This is a genomic window from Pedobacter sp. ISL-64 (assembly GCF_018613605.1).
GTDB lineage: Bacteria > Bacteroidota > Bacteroidia > Sphingobacteriales > Sphingobacteriaceae > Pedobacter.
Window position 1 is genome coordinate 46,877 of sequence record NZ_JAGGPU010000007.1, and the last position, 13,212, is coordinate 60,088.

General features: G+C 37.9%; 10 protein-coding genes. 8 read left to right on the top strand and 2 right to left on the bottom strand.

Features of this window, described 5'->3' with window-relative positions:
* Nucleotides 1-3: 3 nt before the first annotated feature.
* Complete coding sequence (locus J7E57_RS11575; protein ID WP_215130558.1) at nucleotides 4-468, top strand: hypothetical protein; 465 nt, start codon at nucleotides 4-6, stop codon at nucleotides 466-468.
* A 151-nt stretch (nucleotides 469-619) separates the two neighbouring features.
* Here the strand turns inward: J7E57_RS11575 and J7E57_RS11580 are convergent, their stop codons facing one another.
* The gene (locus tag J7E57_RS11580) at nucleotides 620-2,398 is read right to left on the bottom strand and encodes a M61 family metallopeptidase (protein ID WP_251029893.1); all 1,779 of its coding nucleotides are present in this window, start codon (nucleotides 2,396-2,398) and stop codon (nucleotides 620-622) included.
* 426 nt (nucleotides 2,399-2,824) lie between these two features.
* Between J7E57_RS11580 and J7E57_RS11585 the strand changes: the two genes are divergently transcribed.
* The 7 genes from J7E57_RS11585 to htpG all read left to right on the top strand — a co-directional run bounded on the left by J7E57_RS11585 (nucleotide 2,825) and on the right by htpG (nucleotide 12,551).
* Entirely contained in the window at nucleotides 2,825-3,925 is a 1,101-nt protein-coding gene (locus J7E57_RS11585) for an efflux RND transporter periplasmic adaptor subunit (protein WP_215130561.1), read from the top strand.
* On the top strand, nucleotides 3,922-4,317 hold the full coding sequence (locus tag J7E57_RS11590; RefSeq protein ID WP_215130563.1) for an efflux RND transporter permease subunit: 396 nt from the start codon (nucleotides 3,922-3,924) through the stop codon (nucleotides 4,315-4,317). The genes J7E57_RS11585 and J7E57_RS11590 overlap by 4 nt, the downstream gene beginning before the upstream one ends.
* Nucleotides 4,317-7,427 (top strand): efflux RND transporter permease subunit, encoded by a 3,111-nt coding sequence (locus tag J7E57_RS11595; RefSeq protein WP_215130565.1) that lies wholly within the window; start codon nucleotides 4,317-4,319, stop codon nucleotides 7,425-7,427. The genes J7E57_RS11590 and J7E57_RS11595 overlap by 1 nt, the downstream gene beginning before the upstream one ends.
* Nucleotide 7,428: 1 nt before the next feature.
* Nucleotides 7,429-8,739 carry a TolC family protein gene (locus tag J7E57_RS11600; protein ID WP_215130567.1) on the top strand — a complete coding sequence of 437 codons (1,311 nt, stop codon included), beginning with the start codon at nucleotides 7,429-7,431 and terminating at the stop codon, nucleotides 8,737-8,739.
* A 17-nt stretch (nucleotides 8,740-8,756) separates the two neighbouring features.
* Entirely contained in the window at nucleotides 8,757-9,620 is an 864-nt protein-coding gene (locus J7E57_RS11605) for an N-acetylglucosamine kinase (protein WP_251029894.1), read from the top strand.
* A 116-nt stretch (nucleotides 9,621-9,736) separates the two neighbouring features.
* Nucleotides 9,737-10,129: a PleD family two-component system response regulator gene (locus tag J7E57_RS11610; protein ID WP_116248685.1), complete on the top strand. Its 393-nt coding sequence runs from the start codon at nucleotides 9,737-9,739 to the stop codon at nucleotides 10,127-10,129.
* Between the two features lie 535 nt (nucleotides 10,130-10,664).
* Entirely contained in the window at nucleotides 10,665-12,551 is a 1,887-nt protein-coding gene (gene htpG, locus J7E57_RS11615) for a molecular chaperone HtpG (protein ID WP_215130570.1), read from the top strand.
* Between the two features lie 145 nt (nucleotides 12,552-12,696).
* Here the strand turns inward: htpG and J7E57_RS11620 are convergent, their stop codons facing one another.
* The gene (locus tag J7E57_RS11620) at nucleotides 12,697-13,194 is read right to left on the bottom strand and encodes a type I restriction enzyme HsdR N-terminal domain-containing protein (protein ID WP_215130572.1); all 498 of its coding nucleotides are present in this window, start codon (nucleotides 13,192-13,194) and stop codon (nucleotides 12,697-12,699) included.
* Between the last annotated feature and the right edge of the window lie 18 nt (nucleotides 13,195-13,212).

Sequence of the window (13,212 nt, forward strand, 5' to 3'; positions counted from 1 at the left end):
ATTATGAAAAAGTTATTTACAATTTTAGGATGCATTGCATTGTTTGCCCTTACTACAACAAACGTTAAAGCTCAAAACTATAAAACCGGACTAGGTTTAGGTATTGACTTTGGTGATGGTGCGACATTGGTTGGTCCTTCAATCAGGCATCACTTTAGCCCTAAAGCTGCACTACAAGGTGAAGTGTTATTTGGTGGAAACTCTACTATTATCCAGGGATTTCTTCAATACAATTCATCTATCCCTGGTGCAAAAGGTTTAGACTGGTATTTAGGTGGTGGTCCGTCGATCCAATTGTATGATGGTGGTTCTAGTTTTTACCTGGTTCCGATGGTTGGTTTAGATTATAAATTCTCTGGCGCACCTTTGGCATTAGCTTTAGACTGGAGACCAAGACTTTACATTGGCGACAACGATAGCGATTTTAACGCTGGAAGATTTGGTCTAGGCTTTAGATATACCTTCTAGGCGAGTGCATGGCGATGAAAGACTAAAGCTAAAAGTCCAAAGACTAAAGCAAAAGTATAAAGGCATAAAAAATCCCGTAAGAAATTAATCTTACGGGATTTTTTTATTATTCGAGTGATGGACTCAAGACTGATGACTTAAGACTCTAGACTTAAATTCCTGTCCATTTTTTTAACACTGCTTTTTGAGCTGGTGTTGCATTTTCGTTTACAGTTGCCTTTAAGCGTACATTTGGATTTTCTTTCAAGCTTAAAGAAATTTCTTTTTCAAGCCCATCGCGGATTACCTTAACCGTTAGCTGATCGCCAATTTTTTTATCGGTAATGATGGGTAAAATATCTAAAGAAAATTTCGGTTCTTTTAATTTCACATTTTTCAGTACATCACTTAATGATGAACCATCAATCAGTACAATTACATCGTTAACATTTAAACCACTTACCCAAGCTGCTGAGTTTCTGGTAACCGAAGTTACTTCTAAACCTTTGGTAGCCAATTGAACTGCTGTACCACTAACCGGTTTACCAGGAGTCGCATTTTCTGTAGAAACATCAACACCTGCATATGCGAAATATTTTATATAGTCTACATCATCTACACCGTTTACATACTTGGTCCAAAAGTTAGTAAAGCTAGTTCCTGATATCTTTTCAACCATTGCTTTAAATTCTGCATCGGTATAACCACGTTTTAAGGTTTTGCACTGCAAATACATGGCTTTCATTACATCATCTAAACTTTTAGCACCTTTGGTGGCATTGATGATTTCGAGATCCATCAAAATACCGATCACTTCTCCTTTATTGTAGTAAGAGATGGAATTGTTTTTTGAATTCTCATTCGGGCGGTAGCCAATAATCCATGCATCATAACTAGATGAAGCAGCGGACTGATATTTAGCTCCAGGGGTATTTAATACTGTACCAACACCGCTAGCCAGATCTTTCAAAAATTCGTTTACATCAGTAAAACCTGCTCTATGCAAGTATTTATTTTCGTAATACGATGTAAATCCTTCAGCTACCCAAAGGTTGGTCGTGTAATTTTCGTTGTCATAATCAAAAGGGCCTAATGCTACCGGACGTAGGCGCTTAACATTCCAAAGATGATGATACTCGTGTGCAACCAGGCCCAAAAAGCCTTTATAACCTTCGGCAGTATTGTAAGCGTTTCTTGTAGCGCCTAAAGTGGTAGAGTTTAAGTGCTCTAAACCTCCCCCACCTTTTAAGAAATTATGAACAATGAAGAGGTAATATTTATTAGGGTTTTCGCCATAAACTGCAGTTTCTTTTTCTACAATTTTAGCCATATCTACTTTTAGTTTCTCTTTATCGTAATTACCACCGCCGTACATGGCTACTTCGTGGCGAACACCAGCAGCTGTGAATTCGAAAATATCCTGATTACCCACTTCAATAGGGCTATCGTAAAGAATATCAAAATCGGTAGCTTTATAGGTGAATTGCGCTCCAGCAACAGGTGTTAAACCAGTAGAAACTTTACTCCAGGTATTAAAGGGAATAATTTTTACAGTGCTTAGCGATTTGATCATGCCATCAGGGTGCATAAAAATCCCTGTTGGGGACAAGAATGCATGAGATTCGTCGATAAAAGGTGTACGCACCGAGATTTCGAATGCATAAACACGGTAGTTGATCTGGATATTGGCAGCCTTTGCTGAGAAAATTCTCCAGGTGTTTTTCCTTACTTTTTCAACTTTTACGGCTTTACCTGCTGCAGTAGCCTTAAATTCTTCTACACTTTTTTCAAACTCGCGAACCAAATAAGAGCCAGGTGTCCAAACAGGCATTTTTACATCTACATAATCTTTTGCCAAGCCAGAAATATTCATCTGAACTTCAGCATAGTGTGCCTGTGGTTCTTTAAAAGAAACCTCAAAGCCTATTTTTACCTGCGCCTTCGCTGCCATAATACACGTTAGTAGTAAAACTAAACTTAAAATTGATTTTTTGTTAAACATATTGATATTGACTGTGTTTTGTTGCAAATTTAGATTTATTGACGGGGTTTTGGAACAAAATAGCTAAATGTGGTGTAAAATAGTTGTTTCGGTTCAACTTGCGTTTGGCGTTTGGCAATTTGCGGAAAATACAGGGAGCTTAAGTACCCAAGTGGCACCAAGCATGTTTTTGTTGATTTTTGAAGGGATAATAATTGACTAAGACCTATTATTTACACCCAAACTGTAGACTTCAGACTGCAGGCTTCGGACTAAAATCGGTAACATCCTTAATACAACAAATTTAGGACTAAACTATTTGAATATTTTTACGCTCTAATTCTAGAATATTAATCTTATTTTAATGTTCGGAATACGCACGACACAAAAAGAAACATGAAGAAAAGGTATATTATCTATGCTGTTTTAGCTATAGGCTTGGCTTATTTGGTCTATTACAGAATTAACGCAAATAAAAAACTCGAAGGGAAAGGCGGAGCATCTGCCGGAGCTGGAAAAGGTAAACTTGGTGGCAAAGGGGGCGCTTCTGCACCATTGATAGTTGACGGAATCATCGTAAAACCGGTATCGTTTGATAATGATCTGGAGGTAACTGGCGCTATTGATGCAAACGAATCTGTTGTATTAAAAAGTGAAGTATCAGGATTGGTTACCGGCATCTATTTTCAAGAAGGTACAACGGTATCGAAAGGAAGTGTACTGGTTAAAGTAAACGACAGAGATATACAGGCCCAATTGCAGGATGCACTAACCAAACAAAAACTTTCCGGAACAAACGAAAACCGGGCAAAACAGCTTTTGGCCAAAGGTGCAATCAGTCAGGAAGAATATGATACAGCACTAGCCGATTTAAAATCGCTACAGGCGCAGGCACAATTAATCAGGGCACAACTGACTAAAACGACTATCCGCGCACCTTTTACTGGCAGAGTGGGTTTACGTAGTATTTCTGCAGGAACATATTTAACACCAGCAACCGTAATTGCCAATTTGGTGAGCACCAATCCGGTTAAAATTACATTTTCTGTTCCTGAAAAATATGCTGGGCAGATTAAACTGAATTCGGAGATTACCTTTACCACTGATGGTTCTTCTAAAGAAAACAAAGGAAAGGTTTATGCCATTGAACCCGGAATTAACGCTGCAACCAGAACATTGCAGATCAGGGCTCTGGCTCCAAATGCCGATAATCTTTTATTACCCGGCTCATTCGCCAAAATTAAACTGGCTTTAAACACCCTTCAAAATGCTATTCTTATCCCTAACGAAGCAGTTATTCCTGTTTTAAAAGGTAAGATTGTTTATATCCAAAAGGATGGAAAAGCACAAGAGGTTAAAGTAGAAGCTGGTACACGTACTGATGAAAATATTGTAATTACCTCGGGATTAAAAGTTGGCGATACGGTTTTGACAACCGGATCGATGGCATTAAAGAAAGATGCCCCGGTAAAAGTTCATTTGGTTAAACAATTATGAGTATCTCAACCACGGGTATCAAAAAAGTAGCCTTTATTGCCGTCGCGAATATGGTTTTTGGCCTGGTTAGCTGCAAGCAAACCCCTAAAGAGCGTGCAGTGATGCAGGTATATGTATCCTATGCTAAGGCAGATTCGACTACAGTAATGAAGATTTTAGATCCTTTGCAAAAAGAAATTTCAAAAATCAGCAATATCCATAAAATATCAACTTCATCCCAAAAAGGTGCTGGCAACATTATCGTTGAATTTAACATAGATAAAAATATAGATAGTGCAGCTATTGAGGTACAAAACAGGCTAACTGTGGCTAACACCGGTTTACCAAAAGAAGCCAAAATATATTGTTTTAGAATGAACAACGAGCATAAAAAAAATAAATACAATCAATAATGAGTATTTCAACCACGAGTATAAAAAGGCCGGTTTTGGCCATTGTGATGAACTTATTGATTGTCCTTTTCGGGATAATCGGCTATACCTTTTTAGGTGTACGCGAGTATCCATCTATCGACCCAACGGTGGTTTCGGTGAGAACTTCCTATCCTGGTGCCAACTCAGATATTATCGAATCGCAAATTACCGAACCTTTAGAAAAATCGATCAATTCAATTGATGGCATCCGAAATATTTCTTCATCAAGCAACCAGGGAACAAGCAATATCACCATTGAGTTTAACCTCGATAAAAACATAGAAGAGGCCGCAAATGATGTGCGCGACAAAGTATCGCAGGCTGCCCGTACCTTACCAAAAGATATTGACGGTTTACCGGTAGTAAGTAAGGCCGATGCAAATTCTGACCCGATTTTATCAATGACCATCCAGAGCGATAAACGCAATACACTGGAGTTAAGTGATTTCGCTGAAAACGTAATCGCTGATCGTATCCAAACCATTCCGGGGGTAAGTAGCGTACAGATCCAGGGGCAACGGAAATATGCCATGCGTATTTGGATGGACCCAAATAAACTAAGTGCTTACGGTTTAACTTCACAAGATATTGTTACCGCCTTAGATAATGAAAACGTAGAGCTTCCATCAGGAAAAATCACCGGGGCTACTACCGAGCTAACGGTTAAAACCTTAGGAAAACTGACCAACGAAAGCGAGTTTAACAACTTAATCCTGAAAACAGATAGCAACCAGGTAATCAAATTAAAAGACGTAGGTTATGCAATTTTAGGGCCTGAAAACGAAGAAACCATTTTACGCGAATCGGGCAGACCGATGGTGGCCATCGCCATTATCCCTCAGCCAGGAGCCAATTACCTCGATATCAGTAAAGAGTTTTACAAACGTTTTGATAAGCTAAAAGCTGATATCCCTCAAGACATTAAGCTAAAAGTTGCATTAGACAATACACTATTTATCAAACGATCGGTAACCGAAGTTGCCGAGACGATTGGTTTATCATTGGTACTGGTAATCTTGATCATTTACCTTTTCTTTAGAGATTGGGCCATTGCCTTCAGGCCATTGATTGATATTCCGGTATCGTTGATTTTCACTTTCTTTATCATGTACGCCTTCGGATTTTCAATCAACGTATTGAGTTTGCTGGCCATTGTACTTGCTACGGGATTGGTGGTAGATGATGGTATTGTGGTTACCGAAAATATCTTTAAAAAAGTAGAAGAAGGGATGTCGCCTTTCGAGGCAGCCATTAAAGGATCAAATGAAATCTTTTTTGCTGTAATTTCTATTTCCATTACCCTTGCAGCCGTATTCTTACCGGTAATTTTCTTGCAGGGGTTTGTTGGCCGCTTATTTAGAGAGTTCGGGGTGGTAATCGGTGCAGCAGTATTGGTCTCGGCCTTTGTATCGCTTACTTTAACACCAATGTTAAATGCCTACCTGATGAAAAAAGGTGGACATAAACCATCCAGGTTTTACAATTGGACCGAACCCTATTTTGTAAAATTAAATGATGCCTACGAATCGAACCTGAATAAATTTTTGGATAAAAGATGGCTATCCGTTCCGATCATTTTGGTTTGTATGGGCTTAATTTTCTTATTCTGGAAGATTTTGCCAAAAGAAACCGCTCCATATGATGATAGAAGTGCGATAAACATTAATGCGACTACTCCAGAGGGTGCATCTTTTACCTATACCGATCAGTTTATTATGAAACTGAACCAATTGGTTCTGGATTCTGTTCCCGAAAAAAATGTGAACATTACCATTACCTCGCCAGGTTTTGGTGGCTCAGGCTCGGTAAACTCTGGTTTTGTAAGGATGGGTTTAACTGATCCTGAAGATCGTAAGCGTTCGCAAAAAGACATTGCCGATATGCTTACCCGCATTACAAAGAAATATACCGAAGGTAAAACCATTGTAAACCAACAACCAACTATCTCCGTTGGCCGTCGTGGGGGCTTACCGATCAGTTATATTATCCAGGCACAAAATTTCGAAAAACTAAGGGAGAAAATTCCTTTGTTTATGGATGCGGTATCGAAAGATCCAACATTCACGGTTTCTGACGTGAACCTGAAATTTAATAAGCCTGAAATCAACTTAACAATCGACAGGGATAAGGCCAAAAACTTAGGTGTTTCTATATCTGCCATTGCCCAAACCTTAAATTTAGGCTTAAGCGGTCAAAGGTTTTCGTATTTCTTCATGAATGGGAAACAATACCAGGTAATTGGCCAGTTCGATCGCGGAGATCGGAAAGATCCATTAGATTTAAGCTCGGTTTACGTACGTAATGATAAGGGCGAATTGGTTCAGCTAGACAATGTGGTTACTGCTAAAGAAGAAAGTAGTCCACCACAACTGTACAGGAACAACCGTTTTATCGCAGCAACTGTTTCGGCAGGGTTAGCACCTGGGAAAAGTATTGGTGAAGGTATTGATGCAATGGACGCCATTTCTAAAAAAGTATTGGATGAAACTTTCTCTACTGATTTAAGTGGAGAATCGCGGGATTTTAAAGAAAGTTCTTCAAATACCTTCTTTGCATTCGGTTTGGCACTGCTACTCGTTTATTTAATTCTTTCGGCACAGTTTGAGAGCTTCAAAGATCCGATTATTATCATTTTAACCGTACCTATGGCAGTTGCGGGTGCATTTTTATCGCTATGGTTATGTGGCCAAAGCTGGAATATCTTTAGCCAGATCGGTACCATTATGCTTATTGGCCTGGTAACTAAAAATGGTATTTTAATTGTTGAGTTTGCCAACCAGTTAAAAGAAAAAGGCATTCCAATCCCCGAAGCCATACGGGAGGCTGCTGTTTCGCGTTTGCGTCCAATTTTAATGACCAGTTTGGCAATTGCCATTGGTGCACTACCTATTGCATTGGCTTTAGGAGCTGCTGCAAAAAGTAGAATGAGTATGGGAACCGTAATTGTTGGTGGTACCTTATTCTCTTTGGTTTTAACCTTATTTGTAATCCCTGCTATTTACTCTTACTGGGCTAAACCATACAAACCGAATAAAGAATTGAAAGAGGCCCATCGTTTTGAACAAGAAGCTTTACATATAGAAGAATAAGATGAGCAAGAAATTAAAAATATTTACCCTACTGCTAAGCTTATCCCTTTCGGGCGTTGCACAAGAACAGCTGAGCCTGCAGGAAGCCATTACCATTGCTTTACAGAATAATTACGATATTAAAATCAATAAAAACCAGGTCGATATGGCAAAGAACAATGCCAATATCGGTAATGCTGGTATGTTGCCCAATTTAACTGGAAATTATACCAATGGTGGAAGTATCCAGAACACCAGACAAACCCCTGCAACTGGTCCTGATCGGGTAATTACAGGAGCAAAAAGTACCAATAACAGTTATGGAGCCGATTTAAACTGGACCATTTTTGATGGTTTTAGTATGTTCGCCAATTACGATCGCTTAAAAGAACTGCAAAAACAAGGCGAATTAAACGCACGCCTAACCATTTTAACTACTGTAGCGGATGTAATTACGGCCTATTATGATATTGTAAGACAGCAGCAATTGGTTATAGCAGCTGATAGTGCTATGGATGTTTCGGTATTACGCACCAATATTGCCAAAACAAAACTGCAGCTTGGCCGCGGTTCTAAACTGGATGTATTAACCGCACAGGTTGATTATAATACCGATACTTCAAATTACCTACAGACCAAAAATGCCTTACAGGTAGCTAAAGTTCGATTAAACCAACTGATGGTTAGAGATATAGGCACTTCGTTTTCTGTTGTTAATAACATTGATGTAGACAAAGGCATCCTCTTTAGCAAGATGGCCGAAATGGCCGAGCAGCAGAACCCGAATGTACAAAACGCCTTCATCAATCAGCGGATAGCTTCCTTGACCTTAAAATCAGTACGTGGGGCAAGATATCCATCTATCAGTTTAAACTCTGGATACAGCAGGGCAAACAGCACCAGCCCTACGGGCTTTAACCAAAAGTTTGCTGCAAACGGACTTACTTATGGTGTTACGGCAAGCCTTAACTTATTTAACGGTTTTTTACAGCGCCAGCAAGAACGCAATGCAAAGATCGAAATCGACAATTCTACCCTGAATTTAAATAAAACCAAACTTGATGTAAACGCGCAGTTGCTTACCGCTTATCAAAATTATAGCACTTACCTTGATCTGATTAAATTAGAGCAACGAAATGTAGATATTGCAAAAGAAAACCTAGATATTACTTTAGCAAAATACCGTTTAGGTAGCATAGCCCCTTTAGAGTTAAGAGAAGCACAACGAAATGCGATAGATGCACAGAACCGTTTCATCGAAATGCAATATCAGGCCAAAATTGCCGAAACAACACTGAAAGAAATCAGTGGAAATATAAACTTATCTAATTAATTTTTATATTTAGTCCCATGATACTTGTTGCAGATAGTGGCTCATCAAAAACCGATTGGATGGGCTATCACAATGGCGAAACCATTAAATTTAGTACTCCTGGAATAAACCCTTATTTCTTAAGTGAGCAAGAAATTACCAAGCTGATTTCTAAAAATGAACCTTTATTACAATGTGCTGATGAGGTGAAAGAAATCTACTTTTTTGGAGCGGGTTGTTCTTCACCAGACAAACATGAAGTAGTCTCAAATGGCCTATCAGCCTTTTTTGGTAATGCTTTTATTTCAGTAGATCACGATCTTCTGGGTTCGGTATATGCTACCTGCGGAAATGCCGAAGGCTTAAACTGTATTTTAGGCACCGGATCGAATATTTGTTATTTCGATGGAAAGAAAATCCACGATGGCCACCATGGCTTAGGTTATGTACTTGGCGATGAAGGTTCTGGTACTTTCTTTGGGAAAAAAGTGCTTTTAAGCTATATGTACAATAAAATGCCATCCAACTTAGCGGCAGAATTTAAAAAATCTTTCCCAGCAGAAAAGGAGCAAATTATTACCAACGTATATCAAAAACCTTTCCCTAATATCTATTTGGCAGGGTTTAGCCGTTTCATGGCCAACCACAAAGACCATCCATTTATTCAGGATATTTTAAGAACTGGTTTTCAGGAATTTGTAGATACGAATGTTAAAGATTATCCAAAACATAAAAACGTTCCATGCCATTTTGTAGGCTCCATAGCTTATTATTATCAGGAAACATTAATTTCGGTGTTATTAGAAAATGGCATTGAGCCTGGGAAAATACTACAGAAGCCCATTGAAGAGTTATTTAATTTTATCTTAAATAAAGAAGGCATCGTACAACAAGCGAGTTAAAATCGAAGTCTAATTTTTAGCTCCTATAAACTTATTGTTAAAATATCCTTAAGATTGTAAACATAACAACATAAACTTTTGTTATATTTTTTAACGGCATATAAATGCTAACACATATGAAGAGAATACTGGTAGTAGACGATGATATTGAGGTTTTAGAAACCATACAATTAATACTGGAAATCGGAGGATTTAAAGTTTCGGCACTAAATAATGGTGAAGAAATTTTTAACAGAATCGAAAAATTTAGTCCTGATTTAATCTTACTGGATATTTCTCTCGGGCATATCGATGGACGTGTGCTCTGCGAGCAGTTAAAATCAATTGAAAGCACCTCTAAAATTCCAATTTTATTGATTTCTGGTTTATACGATCCAAAAGATTTTACAACCTTAAACTACGGTCAGGACGATTTCTTATCAAAACCATTCCAAATGGATGTATTGCTTAAAAAGATCACTAAAATTCTTTCACTGGAAGAAGATAAACCAAGTTTTCTTTTAAATTAAGTTAATCCAACATTTAAAATATTAGCCAAGAGGATTTTTAAATCTTCTTGGCTTTTTTATTTTTATAAAAATCTATCTTAAAACAACATCATCTTACCAAGCGAAGCGTGATTAAAATCTTTGCTTGGTAAAATATTAGCGGTGGTCTGTGAGGATACAGACCACGGAATTGGAATAGGCACTATGAGTGGAAACCCCTCCTACTGGCACAGCACGACCCGATCTAAACCCGATGGCACGAATGCCTCCCGATTAAGCACTGCTCTTTATTATGCTATAGTGTGCTTGCTTGTTTCACAGGTTTTCATCGGGGCAGCAGGTACAGCGGGACTAACACCAATTGAAATACTGGCTTTGCTTTCCGAATCATTATTTAACTGTGTAACAGTAAAAACAACTAGTAGCCAGTAAAACACAGACTATGGAATCAGAAATCGCTTCGCAATGACGACTCGTGCGGCTGTCATTTTGGCAAACAAATTCTTTTGGAACAACCCTTGTTATGCAGGATATAGATTAAACAATTTATTTACATATGAGCATACAAGAAAAAGGAAATATCTCCATACACACCGAGAATATTTTCCCGATAATTAAGAAGTTTTTATACTCTGATAACGAAATTTTTCTTCGTGAGTTGGTTTCTAACGCAGTAGATGCAGTCCAGAAAATTAAAAGACTAGGTTCATTAGGTCAGTTTAATGGCGAAGTTGGTCAACCATTGGTAGAAGTTGCGGTTGATAAAGAGGCAAAAACCATTACCATTAGCGATAATGGTTTGGGTATGACTGCCGAAGAGATAAAAAAATACATTAACCAGGTTGCATTTTCTGGCGCAAGTGAGTTTGTAGAGAAATTTAAAGATGCTAAAGATGCCAATGAAATCATTGGTAAATTCGGTTTAGGTTTCTACTCGGCATTTATGGTTGCAGATTTAGTTGAAATTCAAACTTTATCATATCAGGATGGCGCTGAACCTGCACGTTGGGTTTGCGATGGCAGTACAGAATTTGAAATTACTGAAGGTACTAAAACTACACGTGGTACTGATATTATCCTCCATGTAAACAAAGATTCGGAAGAGTTTTTGGAAGAAAGTAAACTGCAGGAAATTCTTGATAAATACGCTAAATTTTTACCGGTTCCAATTAAGTTTGGTACTAAAACAGAATCCGTTGAGGATGGCGTAGATGAAGAAGGTAAAGCGAAGTATAACGATGTTGAAGTTGAGAACATTATCAACACCACCAACCCGATCTGGACAAAAGCTCCTGCAGATTTGTCAGACGAGGATTATTTAAGCTTTTACCGCGAATTATATCCATTTAGTGAAGAGCCATTATTCTGGATCCACTTAAATGTTGATTATCCTTTTAATTTAACAGGCGTACTGTATTTCCCTAAATTGAAAAACGATTTCGAAATGCAGCGCAACAAAATTAAATTATACTCTCGTCAGGTATTTATTACCGATGAGGTTAAAGATATCGTTCCTGAATTTTTGATGTTATTGCACGGTGTAATCGACTCTCCGGATATTCCTTTAAATGTATCGCGTAGTTTCTTACAGGCCGACAGCAACGTTAAAAAGATCAACAACTACATTACTAAAAAGGTTGCTGATAAATTAGGGGAGTTATTTGCTAAAGACCGTAAAGCTTACGAAGATAAATGGAAAGATATTGGTCTTTTTGTAAAATACGGAATGATCAGTGAAGAGAAGTTTTATGATAAAGCCAAAGATTTTGCTTTAGTTGGAAACACTAAAAATGAGCTTTTCACACTTCCTGAGTATAAGGAGAAGGTAACCGCATTACAGACCGATAAAAACGGCACAGTGGTTTATTTATATACCAATGATGCTGCTAAACAAGATGCATTTATCCAATCGGCCAACAAAAAAGATTACGATGTTTTAGTATTGGATTCGCCGATCGACAATCACTTTGTTAATCAATTGGAGCAAAAACTAGAGAAAACATCAATCAAACGTGTTGACTCGAGTGTTGCAGATAAATTAATTGAGAAAAATGAGCAGAATGAGCATGTTTTAACTGAAGATCAGGTAAAAGAAGTAACTGCTATTTTTGAAAAAGCCATTACCAAACCGGGTATGCATGTAGAAATTGTGGCTTTACACCCTGAAGAATTACCAGTTACCATTACCATGGATGAATTTATGCGCAGAATGAAAGATATGGCTGCAATGGGTGGCGGAATGGGCTTTTATGGCCAGATGCCAGACAACTATAAGGTTGCCATTAATGGAAACCATAAATTGGTAAGTAAAATTTTAAAAGCTGAAGGAGAAGAGCAGCGCAACCTGGCTAAACAAGCGGTAGATTTAGCGCTTTTAGCACAGGGTATGTTAACTGGTGCAGAATTAACAGCTTTTGTAAGCAGAAGTGTAGAATTAATTTAATCAGGAAATCCTGTTATAGTTTAAAGGGAGAAATCGAATCGGTTTCTCCCTTTTTCTTTTGCGAGAGGACATAAAAAAAGTCCTGATCAGATCAGGACTTTTGGGTAAGAATTTTCGGGAACTCTTAGATTAAAAATTAATATTGTTAGCTTGTTGCTACTACATTGGTTTTATGATCTACATTGAAATAATCTTTGTGATCTTCGATCATTTTAGCAATGATAGCCGCTTTGGTATCGGTTATTTTAAATTCGAATAATGGCTCTTGATTTTTCTTTGATCTCACCATTTTCTCTGTGTAAAAGCGGTACACTAAACCATTGGTGAGCAAGCCATATTTAGCTTTTGTTTTACGGAAGTATTTAGATAAGCGTGAATCATGAATATCTAAATTATCGTCATGGTGTTTACATTCAACAAGAATTGTTGGTTCGCCATCTTTCATAATGGTATAATCAACTTTTTTACTTTTTTTAACACCGAAGTCTAGAACAGCTTCAGATTGAACCTCAGAAGGATCAAATCCTAAGATTTGGATAAAAGGCATAACTAACGCATTCCTTGTTAAATCTTCAGATTGAACTTGTGGAAGCATTTTCTTAATTCTTACGGCAAACTGCCCGATTTCGTCTTTCAATTCCATGATGTTATCTATTATGGG